This window comes from Pandoraea sp. XY-2, assembly GCF_004193915.1.
Taxonomy (GTDB): domain Bacteria; phylum Pseudomonadota; class Gammaproteobacteria; order Burkholderiales; family Burkholderiaceae; genus Pandoraea; species Pandoraea cepalis.
Window position 1 is genome coordinate 2,750,683 of record NZ_CP030849.1, and the last position, 18,129, is coordinate 2,768,811.

17 protein-coding genes and 1 pseudogene are annotated in these 18,129 nt (G+C 66.3%); 13 read left to right on the top strand and 5 right to left on the bottom strand.

All coding sequences use genetic code 11. The features are described 5' to 3' along the window. Window positions 1-415: 415 nt before the first annotated feature. Both otsB and otsA read left to right on the top strand, forming a co-directional pair. Window positions 416-1,114: pseudogene (otsB, locus tag DRB87_RS12455) on the top strand (trehalose-phosphatase); the annotation flags it as partial. 55 nt (window positions 1,115-1,169) lie between these two features. Further along, window positions 1,170-2,588 carry an alpha,alpha-trehalose-phosphate synthase (UDP-forming) gene (gene otsA / locus DRB87_RS12460; RefSeq protein WP_130026123.1) on the top strand — a complete coding sequence of 473 codons (1,419 nt, stop codon included), beginning with the start codon at window positions 1,170-1,172 and terminating at the stop codon, window positions 2,586-2,588. A 95-nt stretch (window positions 2,589-2,683) separates the two neighbouring features. On the opposite strand, the gene DRB87_RS12465 is transcribed toward otsA, so the two are convergent. From DRB87_RS12465 to mltG, 5 genes are all read right to left on the bottom strand, one after another. Next, entirely contained in the window at window positions 2,684-3,358 is a 675-nt protein-coding gene (locus tag DRB87_RS12465; RefSeq protein WP_130026124.1) for an ankyrin repeat domain-containing protein, read from the bottom strand. A 73-nt stretch (window positions 3,359-3,431) separates the two neighbouring features. Beyond that, window positions 3,432-4,214: a TatD family hydrolase gene (locus tag DRB87_RS12470; protein ID WP_130026125.1), complete on the bottom strand. Its 783-nt coding sequence runs from the start codon at window positions 4,212-4,214 to the stop codon at window positions 3,432-3,434. A 29-nt stretch (window positions 4,215-4,243) separates the two neighbouring features. Then, window positions 4,244-5,284 (bottom strand): DNA polymerase III subunit delta', encoded by a 1,041-nt coding sequence (holB, locus tag DRB87_RS12475; protein WP_130026126.1) that lies wholly within the window; start codon window positions 5,282-5,284, stop codon window positions 4,244-4,246. Window positions 5,285-5,393: 109 nt separating this feature from the next. After that, window positions 5,394-6,035: a dTMP kinase gene (gene tmk / locus DRB87_RS12480; protein ID WP_130027851.1), complete on the bottom strand. Its 642-nt coding sequence runs from the start codon at window positions 6,033-6,035 to the stop codon at window positions 5,394-5,396. Between the two features lie 25 nt (window positions 6,036-6,060). Then, a complete protein-coding gene (gene mltG, locus DRB87_RS12485; protein ID WP_130026127.1) occupies window positions 6,061-7,056 on the bottom strand; it encodes an endolytic transglycosylase MltG in 996 nt (331 codons plus the stop codon). 182 nt (window positions 7,057-7,238) lie between these two features. Here mltG and DRB87_RS12490 point away from each other — a divergent pair, with 182 nt between their 5' ends. The 11 genes from DRB87_RS12490 to hutH all read left to right on the top strand — a co-directional run bounded on the left by DRB87_RS12490 (window position 7,239) and on the right by hutH (window position 18,055). After that, window positions 7,239-8,354 carry a folate-binding protein YgfZ gene (locus tag DRB87_RS12490; RefSeq protein ID WP_206100016.1) on the top strand — a complete coding sequence of 372 codons (1,116 nt, stop codon included), beginning with the start codon at window positions 7,239-7,241 and terminating at the stop codon, window positions 8,352-8,354. Window positions 8,355-8,376: 22 nt separating this feature from the next. Further along, window positions 8,377-8,682 (top strand): DUF4936 family protein, encoded by a 306-nt coding sequence (locus DRB87_RS12495; RefSeq protein ID WP_130026128.1) that lies wholly within the window; start codon window positions 8,377-8,379, stop codon window positions 8,680-8,682. Continuing rightward, window positions 8,673-9,506 (top strand): NRDE family protein, encoded by an 834-nt coding sequence (locus DRB87_RS12500; RefSeq protein WP_130026129.1) that lies wholly within the window; start codon window positions 8,673-8,675, stop codon window positions 9,504-9,506. The genes DRB87_RS12495 and DRB87_RS12500 overlap by 10 nt, the downstream gene beginning before the upstream one ends. Window positions 9,507-9,855: 349 nt before the next feature. Next, the gene (locus DRB87_RS12505) at window positions 9,856-10,668 is read left to right on the top strand and encodes a beta-ketoacyl synthase chain length factor (protein WP_165385303.1); all 813 of its coding nucleotides are present in this window, start codon (window positions 9,856-9,858) and stop codon (window positions 10,666-10,668) included. Window positions 10,669-10,825: 157 nt separating this feature from the next. After that, on the top strand, window positions 10,826-11,527 hold the full coding sequence (locus DRB87_RS12510) for a lysophospholipid acyltransferase family protein (protein WP_165385304.1): 702 nt from the start codon (window positions 10,826-10,828) through the stop codon (window positions 11,525-11,527). After that, window positions 11,508-11,783: a phosphopantetheine-binding protein gene (locus DRB87_RS12515; RefSeq protein WP_130026132.1), complete on the top strand. Its 276-nt coding sequence runs from the start codon at window positions 11,508-11,510 to the stop codon at window positions 11,781-11,783. The genes DRB87_RS12510 and DRB87_RS12515 overlap by 20 nt, the downstream gene beginning before the upstream one ends. A gap of 20 nt (window positions 11,784-11,803) precedes the next feature. Continuing rightward, on the top strand, window positions 11,804-12,049 hold the full coding sequence (locus DRB87_RS12520) for an acyl carrier protein (protein WP_026132055.1): 246 nt from the start codon (window positions 11,804-11,806) through the stop codon (window positions 12,047-12,049). Window positions 12,050-12,058: 9 nt separating this feature from the next. Further along, a complete protein-coding gene (locus DRB87_RS12525; protein ID WP_240755973.1) occupies window positions 12,059-12,709 on the top strand; it encodes a hypothetical protein in 651 nt (216 codons plus the stop codon). After that, window positions 12,706-14,637, top strand: a complete 1,932-nt coding sequence (locus DRB87_RS12530) for an AMP-binding protein (protein WP_165385305.1) — start codon at window positions 12,706-12,708, stop codon at window positions 14,635-14,637. The genes DRB87_RS12525 and DRB87_RS12530 overlap by 4 nt, the downstream gene beginning before the upstream one ends. Continuing rightward, window positions 14,634-16,418 carry a glycosyltransferase gene (locus DRB87_RS12535; RefSeq protein ID WP_130026134.1) on the top strand — a complete coding sequence of 595 codons (1,785 nt, stop codon included), beginning with the start codon at window positions 14,634-14,636 and terminating at the stop codon, window positions 16,416-16,418. The genes DRB87_RS12530 and DRB87_RS12535 overlap by 4 nt, the downstream gene beginning before the upstream one ends. Next, window positions 16,418-18,055 carry a histidine ammonia-lyase gene (gene hutH / locus DRB87_RS12540; protein ID WP_130027854.1) on the top strand — a complete coding sequence of 546 codons (1,638 nt, stop codon included), beginning with the start codon at window positions 16,418-16,420 and terminating at the stop codon, window positions 18,053-18,055. The genes DRB87_RS12535 and hutH overlap by 1 nt, the downstream gene beginning before the upstream one ends. Window positions 18,056-18,129: the final 74 nt, after the last annotated feature.

Genomic DNA, 18,129 nt, shown 5'->3' on the forward strand with positions numbered 1-18,129 from the left:
TTGTCGTCCGGCGCACGTTCGAGCGCCGGAATCGGCGCATGCGCGGCAGGTGTGCCGTGCCGCCGTCCCCGATGGTCCACTTTACGGCAATTGTGGAATGTTATTGCAAACGATTCTCATATTCAATACCAATTTAACTTTCCAAACCTTGTAGGCGTCATCTGACAAGCGTTTCATTGAATGGACGACTTCCTGTCGGTTTTTGACGGGGTAGGATGATGTCTTCAGCGCGGATGTCCGCGCTCCCGCCCACCGAACCGCCGCACGTCACGTCTCGTCCGCCCCCCCCTGCGCCCACCGCTCGGCCCCGGCTATGACCCATCGACCTGCGGCACGATAGCGACGGAGTGCCATGCAACCCCCAGCGTCTTCCCCGCCCGCCACACGGCACACGACACCGGCCGACACTTGCCACGTCGATGTCACCACGGTCGCCTTCTTTTTCGACCTCGACGGTACGTTGGCCCCGCTCGCGCCGCGTCCCGACGCGGTCAGACTGCCGCTCGACACGGCCAATGTGCTCGCCAGTCTGTTCCACCGCGCGCGCGGCGCCATCGCCGTCGTCTCGGGGCGCGCCATCGACAATATCGACGGCCTGCTCGCCCCGTTACGTGTGCCCGCCGCCGGCCTGCACGGCGCGGAAATCCGCCATGCCGACGGCGAACGCGTTCGCGCCGAGGGCTATGCCGTCGACACGGAGCGAATTGCGTCGATGATCGCGCCGCTGCACGCGCTCGTCGCCCAGCACCCCGGCCTATTATTGGAGAACAAGGGCAGCGCGCTGGCCCTGCACTACCGTGGGGCCCCTGAACTGGCGAGCGTGGCGCGCGACACCATGCGCGCCCTGGCCGAGCTGCATGCCGAGCGCTTCGTGCTGCAACCCGGCAAGCTGGTCTTCGAGCTGCGTGCGCGCCACGTCAGCAAGGGCCGCGCCATTACCACCTTGCTGCAAGAGGCGCCGTTCGCCGGTCGAACGCCGCTCTTCGCGGGCGACGACCTGACCGACGAGGCCGGGTTTGCCGAGGTGAATGCGCTGGGCGGCATCACGATCAAGATCGGCGACGGCGAGACGTGTGCCCGCCACCGTCTGCCGTCGCCCGAGGCCCTCACGGCCTGGCTGCTGACATTGCCCCCGCCAGCCCACCCTCACCCTCAAAGGAGAACGGAGCATGAGTCGCCTGGTCATCGTATCGAATCGGGTCGCCCCCATCACCGAGGGCAAACCGACCGCAGGCGGACTGGCGATCGGTGTGTACGAAGCACTCAAGGATACCGGCGGCATGTGGTTCGGCTGGAATGGGGAAATCGACGCCGAGCCGGCCACGGTGCCCGAGATCGCCCATCGCAACAACGTCACGTTCGCGACCGTGCCGCTCACGCGCCGCGACTACAACACCTACTACCGTGGCTTCTCGAACGCGACCCTGTGGCCGACCTTCCATTACCGCGACGACCTCGCGCGCTATCAGCGCGACGATTACAACGGCTACCGCCACGTCAACGCGCGCTTTGCCGCGCTGCTCGCACCGCTGCTTGAGCCCGACGACCTGATCTGGGTACACGACTACCACCTGCTGCCGTTCGCGCAGGCGTGTCGCCAGATCGGCGTAAAGCAGCGACTCGGCTTCTTTCTGCACATTCCGTTCCCCTCGCCACAGGTCCTCATGACCGTGCCGCCGCACGAAGCGCTGGTGCGCGCGATGTGCGAGTACGACCTCGTCGGCTTCCAGACCGAAACCGACCGCACGGCGTTTACCGACTATCTGGTGCGCCACGCCGGTGCGACCCTGCACGGCGATGGCACCGTCACGGCCTTCGGTCGCACGCTGCGCACGGGCGTCTATCCGATCGGCGTGTATCCCGACGAGATTGCGCAGCAGGCGACCGCGCGCGCGACGGTCAAGCACATCCTCGATCTGAAACAGGGGCTGCAGGACCGCAAGCTCATCATGAGCGTGGATCGCCTCGATTATTCGAAGGGGATGCTCGAACGATTTCGCGCGTTCGAGCGCCTGCTCGAGCTGTGGCCGAACCAGCAAGGTACCGTGAGTTTCGTTCAGGTCGCGCCGCCCAGCCGCTCGGACGTGGCGGGCTATGGGGAAATTCGCCAACAGTTGGAAGCCGAGGCGGGGCATATCAACGGACGCTTCTCGGATCTGGCCTGGACACCACTTCGCTATATCAACAAACGCTACGCTCACGAAGTCCTGATGTCGTTCTTCCGGGCGTCGCAGGTGGGTTACGTCACGCCGCTGCGCGACGGCATGAATCTCGTGGCCAAGGAATACGTGGCGTCGCAGGATCCGGCGGATCCCGGCGTTCTGGTGCTGTCGTGCTTCGCGGGCGCCGCTCAGGAACTTGACGGCGCGCTGATCGTGAATCCCTATGACATCGACAGCATGGCCGAAGCGTTGCGCACGGCGCTGAACATGTCACTTTCGGAGCGCCAGACGCGCCACGCCAGCATGATGGCGACGCTGCGCGAGCACAATCTGTCGACGTGGCGCAACCGCTTCATCGCCGATCTGCGACCGCCGACGATCGCCGCTAAACCAGCCTTGCTGCGTACGCAACCGGCCGCGGCCTGAGCGGCCTGAGTCGACGGGTGAAAGTCACCAGATCCTGGCGCCGCACGACGCGCCGCCAGGATCTGCCACGATAAGGTCGCGACGGGCGGACGGTCTTACTTGCCCGCCGGACGCGACTGCTCCACCTGCGCCAAACGTTTTTGCAAGCCGTCCGCGATTTCCTTCTGGTGGGTTTGCTTGGCAAAGTCGATGGCCGTCATGCCGATCTGGTTCTTGAGACGGACATCCGCGCCGCCATCGAGCAGCACCTTGCACGTGGTGATGTGACCGCCGCGCGCGGCCATCATGAGCGGCGTGGTGCCGTTGGGCGACTCGGCATCGACGTAAGCCGATGCGTCCAGCAGGATCTGCACGATGTCATCGTGCCCGTTGGTCGCGGCGTAATGCAGCGGCGCCCAGCCCTTCTTGTTGACTTCGGCATCCTTGTCGATGAGCAGCTTGACCATCGGCGTGAGGCCTTGCAGCGAGGCGATCATCATCGCATTCTCGCCTGCCGCGTTGGTCGCATCGAGATCCGTGCGCTTATCGTCGATGAGCAGGCGCGCCACGTCCACCGACTTTTCGCGCATCGCGATCACCAGCAGCGGGTTGCCCTTCTCGTCCGTCGAATTCGGGTCGACACCCGCCTTGAGTGCTTGGGCGATGGATTTCGTGTCGTTGAAGACGACCGCCTTGACCAGAGCGCTATTGGACGTGGCGGCCGTGGCGCATGCCGTCAGACAAAGCACGCTGAGCAACATCCAGGCTCGGATCATCGAAAATTTGCGCATTGGGAGCTCCTGTCGGTAGTCCGGTAAATAACGGAAAAGCAGTTCGGTCGATTGGGGGTACGGGTCGTACGGTTCAGGGCTTTGCCGTGGCGAACAGGCGGAAGAAATTCTCCGTCGTGACATCGGCGATCTTCTGCAGCGGCTCGCCGCGCAGATCGGCGATAAATTCGGCCACATGCCGCACGTAGCCCGGCTGATTGAGCTTGCCGCGATACGGCACGGGCGCGAGGTACGGCGAATCGGTCTCGATCAGCATGCGATCGAGCGGCACGCGCCGCGCCACGTCCTGCAAATCGCGGGCGCTCTTGAACGTGACGATGCCGGAGAACGAGATATAGAAGTTCTGATCGAGCGCGCCTTGTGCGACCGCCCAGCTCTCGGTGAAGCAGTGCATCACCCCGGCGGGCTCGCCCGCCTGCTCTTCGCGCATGAGGCGCAGCGTATCCTCGGCGGCCGCGCGCGTGTGAATGATCAGCGGCTTGCCGGTGAGGCGCGCGGCACGAATATGCGTGCGAAAGCGCTCGCGCTGCCACGCCATGTCCTCGATGCTGCGACCTTCGAGCCGGTAGTAGTCGAGCCCGGTTTCACCAATGGCCACGACTTTCGGGTGCGCGGCCAGACGCACGAGGTCGTCGACGCTCGGCTCGGGCGTGTCTTCGTAATCGGGATGGACACCGACCGAGGCGTACACGTTGTCGTGCTGTGCTGCGATGTCCAGCACCTGCGGCAGCGTCGGCAGGTCGACCGAAACACACAGGGCGTGGCTCACCTTGTTCTCACGCATGCGCGCGAGCAAGTCGGGCATCTGCTCGGCCAGTTCCGGGAAATTGATATGACAATGCGAATCGATGAACATGATGTGCGATCGGCGTCCGGTGCCCTGCGTCAAAGCGACGCCGACCCACCGAACAACTGTTGGTATTGCAGGAAAAGGGCCTCGAGCAGCACGCGGGTATTGAGCGGGTGATTCTGCACCTGACGCTGCTGCGCCAGCTCTCGCAGGAAGCCGAGCAGGCGCACGTCGTCCGTTGCGTCACCGCAGCGGCGCAACGCCTGGGCATGGCTCGGGAAGAAGCGTACGGTGCCCGCCATGCGCTGCGCGAGCACATCGAAGCACCAGCGTTGCAGCGTCTCCAAAATGCCCGGCAAATTGCCCTTGTGCAGTTGTTCGGCACAGGCAAAGCCGTCGATCGCGGCGCCCTGCGCGAGCTGGCCGACCAGCCAGTCGCGCCAGGCGCGCTCGTCCGGCTCGGCGAGTGCGCGGGCGGCGAGCGGCGCCCCGCCGGTCTCGGCCAGTACCGCCGCGGCGGTGGCGGCGTCGAGTCCTGCGTCGCCCATCAACCATTGCGTTGCCTGCGCGTGATCGGGCCGGGTCAACACCATGCGCCGGCAACGCGACAGAATCGTCGGCAGCAGACGGTCAGGCTGCGTCGTCACCAGCAGGAACACCACGCCCTCGGGCGGCTCTTCGAGCGTCTTGAGCAGGGCATTCGCGGCATGCACGTTGAGCGCCTCCGCCGGATAGAGCAGCACCACGCGTCGCCCCTGACGGTGCGAACCCAGGCTCGCGAAGTCGATCACTTCGCGTACCTGCTCGATCTTGATTTCCTTGCTCGGTGTCTTGGTTTTCTTGTCGCCCTCGGCTTCGGCGCGGGCGTCGGCACCGGGCAGGCTATCGGCCAATATTTCAGGACAGACGGCACGAAAATCCGGGTGATTGCCGCTGGAGAACCATTGGCACGCACCACACGTGCCGCATGGCAGGTGGTCGGCGCGCGGCGATTCGCACAGCAGGGCCTGCGCGAACGTGCGGGCGAGCGCCAGCTCGCCAATGCCGGGCACCGCCTGCAACAGCAGCGCGTGTGGCATCTGGGCGCGCAGGTCGTTCAGGCGAGTCCAGTCCTGTGACTGCCAGGGATACAGCATATGGGCTCCTTGGCCGATAAATGCGTCGGGCGAGACAGAGAAATTACGCCATGGCGAATTCGCGAAATTCCGACGCTGCGAGTCGGTCGAACAAGCGGATTATCGCGCGTCAGCGCGGCCCGTGCCCGGGCACGCCCAGACGGGCGAATACGCCCGCGAGTTGTCCTGCAATGGCCTCGATGCTTTGCGCGGCGTCAATCACGACGAATCGCTCCGGCGCGGCCTTGGCGCGACGCAGGTACTCGTCTCGCACCCGTGTGAAAAACGCCGCCGATTCGCGCTCGAACTTGTCCGGCGCCCGGGCGCCCGCCAGCCGCGCGGCGGCAATCGCCGGATCGAGATCGAACAGAATCGTCAGATCGGGTTGACGCGTGCCCTGCACCCATTGTTCGAGAATCGCCAGCTTGTCGCGTAACAGCCCCCGCCCGCCGCCCTGATAGGCAAACGTCGCATCAGTGAAGCGATCGGAGACGACCCAGTCGCCGCGCGCGAGCGCCGGCTCGATCACCTTCGCCAGATGCTCGCGGCGTCCGGCGAACATCAGCAGCGCCTCGGTTTCGAGATCCATCGGCTCATCGAGCACGAGCTTGCGTAACGCCTCGCCCAAGGGCGTGCCGCCCGGCTCGCGCGTGGCGACGACGCTGCGCCCCACACTGGCGAGACCCTGACGCAGCGTGTCGACAAAGGCGTTGACGTGCGTACTCTTGCCTGCGCCGTCGATGCCTTCGAACGTGACGAACCTGCCCGGCACCGCAGCCGTGGCCTCGGGGAATGCGTCATTGCTCACCTCGCTGAAATTTGTCCACGGCGCGATTGTGCTCCTGGAGGTTCGCCGAGAAATGGCTCGTGCCGTCGCCGCGCGCCACGAAGTACAGCGCGTCGGTCGACGCGGGATTCAACGCCGCCGCAAGCGACGCCATGCCCGGTAGCGCGATCGGCGTCGGCGGCAGGCCGGCGCGGGTGTACGTGTTGTAGGGCGTGTCCGTCTGCAAGTCGCGCTTGCGCAGGCGCCCTGTATACAGATCCCCCATGCCGTAGATCACCGTGGGATCGGTCTGCAGCAACATACGCTTGCGCAGCCGATTGACGAACACGGCCGCGACCTGGCCGCGCTCCACCGCCTGCCCGGTTTCCTTCTCGATGAGCGACGCCATGATAAGCGCCTCGTACGGTGTCGTGTAGGGCAACCCGGGCGCACGCGCGGCCCAGGCCTCGTCCAGGCGCTTCTGCATCAGGCGATAGGCCCGCTTGTAGATATCGACATCGCTCGTACCTTTCGGAAACAGGTAGGTGTCGGGAAAGAACATGCCCTCGGCTTCCGCACGATCGGCGCCCACGAGCTGCATGAGATCCGCGTCGGGAAGCCCGGCCGTGTCGTGCCGCAACGCCGGGTTCGCGTCCAGTTCGGCGCGCATCTTCTTGAAGGTCCAGCCCTCGATGATGGTCACGACATACTGGTTGACGTCACCACGCGCGAGCTTTTCCATCACCTCGAACGGCGTGATGCCGGTCGCAAACTCGTAATTGCCCGACTTGAGCTTGGTCCCCACGTCCATGACGCGAGCCAGCAGATTGAACAGCAGCGGTTGTACCGGCACGCCGCCGGTACGCAATTGCGTCGCCACGCTGCGCACCGAGCTGTAGGGTTTGATCGTGACGTCGAGCGTTGGCTTGCCCAACTGCAAGGGGGCTTGCGCCCAATAATAGAATGCGCCGCCCGCCGCGAGCGCAGCGACAATCAACAGTACGAACAGGCGTTTGATGAAAGACATGAATTGCAGGGTAAGCCATCCAGCGACGGCAGCGGGTTCGGGGGACTCGGTCAGACAGCGTGGCGCCGACGGCGTCGAGCGGCGCGTTTTGCGCGTCGAACCGAGCTCGCACGTTCTGGCGGAAGACCCAATATAATACTTTGACTTGCCGAACCCTCACAGATTGACAGCCACCTTCGTTTATGACCTCCCAATGGCGTGATCTCCTGCCGCAAGCGGCAGACGTGAATTCCCCCGATATTTTGTCCAACGCGAGCGCACGCGCCGCCCAGTTCGACGCCTTGCAAACCGGCAGCTTCGTCGCGCTGGCGAGCGACACGGGCCTGATCGCCCTGAGCGGCGCCGATGCCGCGAGCTTTCTGCACGGCCAACTGACCAACGACGTCGAGCGCCTGGCGCCCGCACAGGCGCGCCTGGCCGGCTACTGCTCGGCAAAGGGGCGCCTGCTCGCCACCTTCCTGATGTGGCGCGACGCGTCCGCCGACGCCACGATCTATCTGGCGTGCGACGCCACGGTGCAGGCTGCCGTACAGAAACGACTGTCGATGTTCGTCCTGCGGGCCAAGGTCAAGCTGACGGACGGTGCAGCCACGCACGTATTGCTGCAGGTCGGTGGCCCGGCGGCGGAGGCCATCCTCGCGAACACGTTCGCCGCACTGCCCGCCGAATCGCTGGCCGTTGCCCACGCAACCCTCGGCGACGACGCGACCCACCTGATCCGACTGCCGGCGGCCGGCACGGCGCGCTCGCTCTCGCGCTTCCTCTGGAGCGTGCCGGTGGCGCGTGTCGCCGAGGCCTGGGCCTCGCTGGCGCAGGCCCCCGGGGTGGTCGCCGTTGCCCCGGCCCTCGCGGCATGGCTCGATGTGCATAGCGGCGTGGCGCGCGTCACGAGCGCGACGCAGGAGCAGTTCGTTCCGCAGATGGTGAACTGGGAGGTCGTGGGTGGCGTGAACTTCCGCAAGGGCTGCTATCCGGGCCAAGAGGTTGTCGCGCGCAGCCAGTACCGCGGCACCATCAAACGGCGTCTGCATCTGGCGCACGTCGATACCACGCAACTCGCACCGGGTCAGGAACTCGTCGAGACAAGCGATCCGGACCAGCCATGCGGCATGGTCGTGCACGCGGCACCGGCACCGAACGGCGGCTACGACGCGCTCGTCGAAGTGAAGCTCGCCGCGCGCGAAGCCGACGATGTGCGCCTTGGCGCCGCCGATGGCCCCGCGCTGACCTTCGCCAAATTGCCGTACGACATCGTGGACCCGACGGAGTCGCCCGCCTCGTCTGCGGCAGCGTCCTGACCGGCCGCCGCCGCGCCCGAGAATGGACTGCTACGTCTACTACCGCGTTTCATCGCACAACGCCGGCGCGGCCCGTCTGGCCGTCGCGCAACTCTTCGCGCTGACGGCAGCGCGCTTCGGCGTCACGGGGCGCCTGCAATGGCGCGCCGACGCCTCCGCCCACGACACCACCGCCGGCACCACAACGTGGATGGAGCGCTACGACGGCGTCAGCGACGCGTTCATCGCGGCGCTGGCGCCGTTGGCCGCCGAGGCCGGCTTGACGGAGCGCATCGACGGCGAGCGTCACGCCGAGTGCTTTGTCGACGCCGAGCCGCCATGTGCCTGATCGTCTTCTCCTGGCAGCCCGAGGCCGCCACGCCACTGGTCCTGCTCGCCAATCGCGATGAGTTCTTCGAGCGTCCCGCCGAACCGTTGCACTGGTGGCGCGATCGCCCGGACGTCCTTGCCGGTCGAGATCTGCGCGGCGGTGGAACGTGGATGGGCGTCAATCGTGCGGGACGCTTCAGCGCACTGACGAATTTTCGCGACGGGCGCGCGCCGATGGCGCCGAAAGACTCGCCATCGCGCGGCCTGCTCGTCTCGGCCATGCTCGACGCAACTTCGTTCGACGACGATCTGGTGCGCATCGAACGGCATGCGCACGAGTACACCGGCTTCAATCTTCTCGCGGGAGACTTGCCGGCGGGCAAGCTGTTCTGGTTGGGAAATCGCGCCCACCACGTCGGCGGTGCGGCACCGGCCGCCTTCGCCATGCCACTCGCTCAGGCCATCGCGCCCGGCGTCCACGGTCTGTCCAACGCCGTGCTCGACACCCCCTGGCCCAAGCTGGTCAGCCGCCGCGAGGCTTTCGCCCATGCACTGACACACAATGCCGACGACGCCAGCCTGCTGCGGATCATGCGCGATGCCAGCGAAGCGCCCGACAGCGCGTTGCCGGAGACGGGGGTCTCCCGCGCGTGGGAACGCTCGCTATCGGCGGCATTCATCGCGTCGCCCGCGTACGGGACCCGCTGCACCACGCTGCTCCGCTACCATCGTGACGGCACCGTCGACATGACGGAAGTCACCGTGACGCCAGGTCAGTCGCCCACGGTCTTGTCCGGCCGTCGCGATTTCACCTTCACCGCCCAGGCCACACTCGCTCGATAGTGCGCCCCCTTCACGCCTGTCGCCTCAAGGGGATGCGGCCCGCCGTTTCTGGATGACGCCCGAGACGTTCACCCAAAACGATCACTAGGCATTTCCTGATTTCCTGCGGAAACGCCACAAATTTCGCCTGACAGATATTTCGTTGTCTTACATTTGGCTATAATTGCTCGCCAACCATTTTGGGGGCTATGGAAGGGCGACCCGATTCATTATCGAATCTCCCGCCATATCCGGCCGTATCGAGCGACGGCCGTGACAACGCATTTAGCGAAACAGCGCGTGGCTCAGCAAAGCGGCAATCGCTTTTTTTCACTCAAACGCCATGCCAGACAACATCGACCCGCGAACGATGCGTCGCACAGCACCCTGGAGTTCGGAAGCCGTTCCCGCTGGGGAATCGACGCCGCTACCCGCGGTGCCCGCGCACTCGGCGACGGCTGGATCGTCCCGCACCGTTGCCCACTGGGCGTTGCCTGTGCGCCGGTGGGCCTATCGCCAGCATGACGCGGCGTCGGCTCGCAAACCGGACGTCGGCGACATCGATCCCATGCTGCGCCGGCGTCTGAGCCCGCTCGCCCGACTGGCGTTGTCGGCCGCCACGGCGTGCGGTCCGCTGCCGCCCAAGTGCCGGGTCGTGTACGCATCTCAGCACGGCGAGATCCAACGCACCACGCAAATGCTGGACGCGCTGGTTCGTGGCGAGCCGCCCTCGCCCACCGCGTTCAGTTTGTCGGTCCTCAATGCGACCCCCGGCGTGCTCAGCATTGCGCGCGACGACCGCTCGGCCGTCAATGCCATCGCCGCGCTCGACGATACGCTTGGCTACGCATTGCTCGACGCATGGACGCAACATCGGGAGACCCCCGACTCGCCGCTGCTGGTGATTTACGCCTTCGAGGCGCCGCCGGCCTGCTTTGGCCCGACGTCGCGCCAGATCGACGACAGCGCGAGCGCTCTGGCGCTACTGATCGAATCCGGTGCCACCGCGCGCCTGACCTGCACGATGCATCTGCCGACCGCTCGCGAGGCGCACGCTGAGCGCCGCGCGCAATGTCAGAGTCTGGTCACGTCGCTGCTGGAGGGCGGCAGCGACCTCTGGCGCGGCGAACGCCACGATTGGCAGTGGGAGTGGCACGAGGACGCACGTCATGCCGATGTCTGATTCCCATACACAACTGCGGTGGGAGCTCCTGCGGCGGCGCATGGCGTCGCTGTGGCTATGGTCGTGCTTCGCCGTCGGCGGTCTCCTCTTTTCGCTGATCGTATTCCCCGCACTGCTATTGCTTCCGATGTCCGCGCGCCGACGACGCCGCTGCGCCATGGCTATCGTGCATCATGGCTTCGCCGCGCTAGTCGCGGCTTCGCGTGCCCTGGGCGTCATCCGCTTCGACATCCAGAATGCCGAGAAACTGCGGCACCTGGGCCGCGCCATCGTGATCGCCAATCACCCGTCGTACATGGACGTCATGGTGTTGCTCTCACTCATGCCGCGCGCCTGCTGCATCGTCACCAGCCGGCACTGGCGCAACCCGATGTTCGCCGGCATCGTACGCGCGGCCGGCTATCTGCGTAACGACGGCGGACCCTCGCTCGTCGGTGCCAGCGAAGCGGCGCTGGCCGATGAGGTGCCCCTCATCGTATTTCCCGAAGGCACACGCAGCCCGTCGCGAGGCCAGCTCGGCAAGTTCTCCCGGGGTTTCGCGCACATCGCGCTGGCGCATGACTGCCCGATCCTGCCCGTGTTGATCGACTGCGATCCTCCTGCCTATACGAAACAACACCGGTGGCACTCGCTGCCCCCCTCTACACCGACCCTGCGCGTTCGCGTGCTGGAAGACGACTTGAGCGAACACGTGGCCGTCACGCCGGCAAACCGGGCGCGCACAACGCCCGCCAGGCCGGTTCGCTTCGCGCCCGCCAACGAGGACGTGCTTGCGCCATTGGCGGCGAGACGCCTGACGGCGCTCGCCGAACATTTTTTCATCGATCAGATTTCTCAACATGGCTTCACTAGAACTTGAAATCAAGCAATTGATCGTCCAGTCCCTTGAACTGGAAGACATTGCGGTGGACGACATCGCCGACGACATTCCCTTGTTCGGCGATGGCCTCGGCCTGGACTCCATCGATGCGCTCGAGTTGGGCATCGCCCTGCGCAAGCGCTTCGGCCTGCAAATCGAAGCGGGCGACGACGCCGCGCGCGCCCAGTTCCGCAGTGTTGCCACCCTCGCCCAGTTGCTGCGCGACCGCGGCTGCGCCCAGAAGGAAACCGAATGATGAGTTCTTTGACGTTGCCCTTGTCCGACGAAGACATCCTTTCCCGTTTGCGCACCATCCTGCACGACACCTTCGAGATCGAACCCGAACGGGTGACCTTGCAGGCGCACCTGTTCGAGGAGCTTGACCTCGACAGCATCGATGCCGTAGACCTCGCCATCCAACTACAGCGCCTGACGGGCAAACGCATCAAGCCCGACGAGTTCAAGAGCGTGCGCACCGTCGACGACGTTGTGGCGGCCGTGCGTACGTTGCTCAACGACTGATCGTCCGGCATGCCCCGACTTCACGCCGACGCGCCAGCGTCATTGCCGCCCACACCACAAGCCCGAGTCCGCTGGCCCTCTGTCGTCGCGGCGCTCGCCTACCCGGTGCTGATCCTCGCCGGAATCTCGCTGGTTCCGCCGCGCTATCTGGCACTGCTGCTCCTTGTCGGCCTCGGCCTGCGATACCAGCGCAACTTGCGCGCCCATCGGCTGCTTATGCCCGTCGAATGGGCGGTGGCCGCTGGATTGGCCGCGCTCGCGTTCGCGACGGCGCTGAGCAACAGCGAGCTGTTGCTGCGGTGTTATCCGGTCGCCGTCAATCTCGGGATGGGGCTTACGTTCGCGATGTCGCTCCGCGCCCCCATGTCGATGGTCGAGCGCATCGCGCGGTTGCATCAGCCCGACCTGCCGGTGGACGCCACGCCGTACCTGCGCAACGTCACTCGCGTATGGATCGTATTTTTCATCTTCAACGGCGCCGTCGCGCTCGCCACGGCGCTTTGGGCGTCGCGGGAAATCTGGTCGCTTTATAACGGCGGAATCGCATACGTACTGATCGGCCTGCTGTTTGCGGCGGAATGGTTGTGGCGTCGGCGCATGTTGGCGCGAAAAGCGTCCGCATGCGCGGCAGGCACGTCGCCTCCCGAGGGGGCGGCATGAGCGTTCCTGCCTCGATCGAATCGTCCGCCCCGTCAGCATCGCCTGCCGCACACGAGCGTTCCGCAGGACTGGCGCCCTGCGCGTGTACGCCGCTGGCCGAACTGCTGTGCGCGCCTCGCGCGCCGTCGCTCGTCGTGTGTGTGGACGGCCGATCCGGCGCAGACGAAGCGCCTGGGCTCGGCACGCTTGGCTCGCTCACCACACGCGCCTGGCGCGCACGCGTCGGGGCGTTGCACGCTGTCTTTGCGGCACGCCCTGCCCTGCGACTGGCGATGTGTCTGGACGATCCGTACGACATGAGCTGCGCCCTTTTCGCCGCGTGGGCCGCGGGTCGAACCCCGGTCGTGTTACCCAACGCACTGGCCCAGACACGCCGCGACTTCGCCTTCGCCTTCGACGAGGCCATCGATGCGGCCATGCTGGCTTCCTGCGCGGATCGTCGTGAGGACATGAACGTCGCGCCAGGGATCGCGCACACGGCGCTCGCCGCAGCGCTGCCCGCGTCGAGCCAATTGATTGTCTACACCTCGGGAAGTACCGGCGAGCCTAAAGCCATCACGAAGACGCTCGCGCAACTCGATGACGAAGTGCAGATGCTGCACCGGCACTGGGGTGCGCATTTGCAAGCGGCGCTCGTTGTCGCGAGCGTGCCGTGCCATCACATCTACGGGCTGTGGTTTCGCATGCTCTGGCCGCTGGCCGCTGGCGTGCCGTTTGCTCGGCATACCTTCGCGGAACCCTCGCAAACGCGGCAGTGGCGCACGTGGCCTGCCGTCGTCTGGATCGCTGGCCCCGCGCAGTTGACGCGTTGGCCCGCATGGCTGGGCGACGACGTTTGGCGCGATGCGCCCCGCCTCACCTTCTCGTCGGGCGGCCCACTGCCCAAGGAGGCCGCGCTGCAATGCGCCCACCTCGTGCGAACCGCTCAGCCTTCGTTGCCGGCAGACGTGGCGCACGCCCCGGTCGAAGTGTTCGGCAGTACGGAGACCGGCGGCATCGCGTGGCGTCAGCAGGATCGCACGTCCGAGTGGACCCCGCTCGACGACACGCGCGTGCGATTGACCGACGACGGTGCGCTGGCAATCTGCTCGCCGCGTGTCAACCACGGACGCTGGTGGCCGACCGACGACGGCGCCGTCGTGCATCCCGATGGGTCGTTCGCCTTGACGGGGCGCCTCGACCGCACCGTCAAGATCGAGGGCAAGCGGCTCTCGTTGCCCAGCGTTGAAGTGGCACTGCTGCGCCACGAATGGATCGACGATGCTGCCGCGGCCGTGGTCGCGGGACGCCTCGCCGTCGCCGTCGTCCTCAGCCCTGCCGGCCGGCGCGCCTGGCGCGAGCGCTCGCTCAAGACCGTGCGTGAGACGCTGCGTCACGCGTTGGCCGAGACCTTCGATGCGACGATGCTCCCGAAGCGCTGGCGTTTCCTGACGGCATTGCCCGTCAATGAACGCGGCAAGCGCACGGCAGCCGACATTGCGGCACTTTTCACACCGGCGTCCCCGTGGCTGCCCTCGGTGCTGGGCGCTCGGTGGAACGATGCCGACGACCATGCCCCCGCAACCGCGCTCGACGGTTCGGTCGTAATGTCCCTGCGCGTGCCGCCCGAGCTGGCGCACTTCAACGGTCACTTTCCAGGACTGCCGCTGCTACCCGGCGTGGTGCTGATCGACTGGGCAACGCGGTTTGCCGCAGCGCATGCGTCGCAAGACGCCGCACGTCATGGCTGGGCGGTCACGCCAACGTCGTTACATCAAGTCAAATTCTCCGCGCCCGTATTGCCGGGAACACACTTCGACCTCACGCTGACGTTCGATACCTCACGTCGTCGCGTGCACTACGCCTACGAAGGTGCCCGCGGAACTGCCGCGACCGGATATCTCGTCTACGCCGCACCGCCCGCGCTGGCCGGAGAGGCGCAACGATGACGGCAACGCTCGGTCCCGGCCTGTCGCCATGCCCTTTCCTGCCGTGCGTCCTGATCCCGGTGTACAACCACCCGGCGCAAATCGCACGCATCGTCGACACGCTGCTCGCGCAAGGCCTTCCGGTGCTGCTGGTCGATGACGGGAGCGACGCTCCGACGCGCGACTTGCTCGCGGCCATTCAGGCCAACCACCCGCAGACCGTGACGCTGGAACGGCTACCGCGCAACGTCGGCAAAGGTGGCGCCGTCTCCCACGGATTGCGCTGCGCCCACGCGCTCGGATTTACGCACGCCCTGCAAGTCGATGCCGACGGTCAGCACGATCTGTGCGACGTCTCCGCCTTTCTCGAAGACGCCCGTCAGCACCCGAGCGCCGTGATCTGCGGCACGCCACGCTACGACGCGTCCGTGCCCAAGGGGCGTTTGTATGGCCGCTACATCACTCACTTCTGGGTGTGGATCGAGACATTGTCGTTCGACATCGCCGATTCGATGTGCGGCTTCCGGGTCTATCCGCTTTCGGCCACCACCGCGCTGCTCGCGCGCCACCGGCCACCATCGCGCATGGCTTTCGACACCGACATTCTGGTGCGTCTGTACTGGCGCGGCGTGCCGATCCAGAACCGGCGCACACGCGTCGTCTATCCGGAGAACGGGGTTTCGCACTTCCAGATGTTGCGCGACAACGTCGGCATCTCCTGGATGCACACGCGGCTCGTATGCGCCATGATCCCGCGCGCGCCGGGACTGCTGTGGCGGAAGTGCCGCCGCAAGCCGAGTGCTCATGCCCGGGCGGTGGCAGCCATGCCGGGCGCCGCGACATCCGCCGAAACGCCCGCCGTCGACGACGGTCTGGCGTGGTGGCGGCGCCCCGAGCGTGGCAGCTTGCTGGGCATGCGCCTGTTGGCACTCGCTTGCCGGTGCTTCGGTCTGCGCACGGCGCGCGTCTGCCTGATTCCCGTGGCGGCCTATTTCGCGCTGAAAGACACACAAGCGTGCGCGGCCTCACGCGATTATCAGCAGCGGCTCCGGAATGCGGCCCCCGAACTTGGGCTGCCGGCACCCACGCGATGGCATACATTCCGGCATCTTCTGGCGTTCGCCAACGCGGCACTGGATAAATTCGCCGCCTGGCGCGGACTCCTCGGCGAACGCCATGTCCAGATCGACGACCGTGCCACGCTCGACGCGGCGGCCAGCGATGCGCGTGGCGCCCTCGTCATCGGCTCGCATCTCGGCAACCTGGAGATGACCCGCGCACTCGCCCGTTCGCGCGGCATCGACCGCATCCATGCCGTGGTCTACACCCGTCACGCCCAGCGATTCCGCTCGATGCTCGCCGGGTCGAACCGCGAGTTTGCCGAGAACCTGATCGAGGTCGACGACATCGGCCCCGCCACGGCCATCATGCTGCGTGAGCGCATCGACCGGGGCGACTGGCTTGTCATCGTCGGTGACCGCGTGCCTTCCACCGAGGGTGGCCGGGTCGTGCCGGCCCCGTTCCTCGGCGCATCGGCGCCGTTCGCGCAAGGGCCGTTCATTCTCGCCGCCTTGCTCGAGTGCCCGGTGTATCTGCTTTTCTGCCTGCGCGACAAAGCGTCTTACCGACTCTATTTCGAACCGTTCGCCGACGCCGTGGCGTTGCCGCGCGCCCAACGCGAGGTCGCCCTGCGTACCTACGCCGAGCGCTATGCGCGTCGGCTCGAGCACTACTGCCGCCAGTACCCGATGCAGTGGTTCAACTTTTTCGATTTCTGGCGAGGCAAGTCGCCACAATCATGATGCAACTACCGACTTCACTGAGCGACGCCGATGAGCGCGCCGGCACGGCCTCGCGCCATAGGCCTCACGATGCGCCCCCTGACGCCGACGCGCGCCGCGCGACGGCGCCGCCCGTCGTGTTCGGCCAGGCCCGTCTGACGATCGAAGACATTCTCGCGCTGGCCCGACGCACCCGCAGCGCGCGTCTGTCCACCGACCTCGTGTGGCAAGACCGCATACGCCGCGGCGTGAGCGCGCTGCACGCGCACCTTGCGGCCGGTCGTCCCGTCTATGGCGTCACGACCGGTTACGGCGATGCCTGTGTCGTCGACGTGCCCATGTCGCTCATCGAAGCATTGCCCGCACAACTGACGCGCTACCATGGATGCGGCATGGGCGAATGGCTCGACGACCCGGCCGTGCGCGCCGTGCTCGCGTGCCGGCTGGCGTCGCTCGCCCAGGGGTACTCGGCCGTGCGCCCGGAACTTCTCGAGGCGCTCGTCCATCTGCTCGCCCACGACGTGCTGCCGCGCATTCCGTCCGAAGGCTCGGTCGGCGCGAGCGGCGACCTCACGCCGCTGTCGTACGTCGCGGCTACGCTCATCGGCGAGCGCGACGTGACGTATCGCGCTCGCCTCTGTGCGGCGTCGGAGGCCCTGGCCGCCACGGGGGGCGCGCCGATCACGCTGGCCCCGAAGGAAGGCCTCGCGCTCATGAACGGCACGGCCGTCATGACCGCGCTGGCGAGTCTCGCCTTCGCGCGCAGTCGCACGCTGGCGCGTCTGGCCGCCCGGCTCACAGCATTGACGACCGTAGCGCTCGACGGCCGCGCCGCGCACTTCCATCCGACGCTGTTCGACGCCAAGCCGCACGAGGGTCAGCGCGACGCCGCCCGATGGATTCGTGACGACTTGACCGGACGCACGGAACCGCCAGAAGCGCGCCTCCAGGATCGCTATTCACTGCGATGCGCGCCGCACGTCATCGGCGTGCTCGTCGACGCGCTGAGCTGGGTCCGGCGCGACGTCGAAAACGAAATCAACAGTGCCAACGACAACCCGCTCATCGATCCCGACACCGGCGAAGTCCATCACGGCGGTAACTTCTACGGCGGCCACATCGCCTTCGCCATGGACAGCCTGAAGACGGCGGTCGCCAACCTGGCCGACCTGATGGATCGTCAACTCGCCCTGCTGGTGGACGACAAGTTCAACAACGGCCTGCCGCGTAATCTCAGCGGCGCGACGGGCCCTCGCGCACCGATCAACCATGGCTTCAAGGCGGTGCAGATCGGCGCATCGGCGTGGGCCGCGGAAGCGCTCAAGCACACCATGCCGGCCAGCGTATTCTCACGCTCGACCGAATCCCACAATCAGGACAAGGTCAGCATGGGAACGATCGCCGCACGCGATTGCCTTCGCGTGCTGATGCTCACCGAACAGGTCGGCGCCGCTCACACGCTTGCGGTGGCGCAAGCCGTCAAGTTACGCTTCCGGCGCTCGCCGGACGCCGCGCCGCTGCCCACCGCGCTGCGGGCGTGGCTCGATACGGTCACCGCCCGATCGCCGTTCGTCGACGAAGATCGCGCGCTTGAACATGAATTGCGCGCCGTGCGTGCCTGGCTTGCCGATGGAGGCGATCTGCCTCATGACGACTGACACGACCGGTCGCCGACCGGAAAAGGCCCCTGGCTCAGCGCTTTCGCCGACGTCGAGATTCCGTTCCATGACGT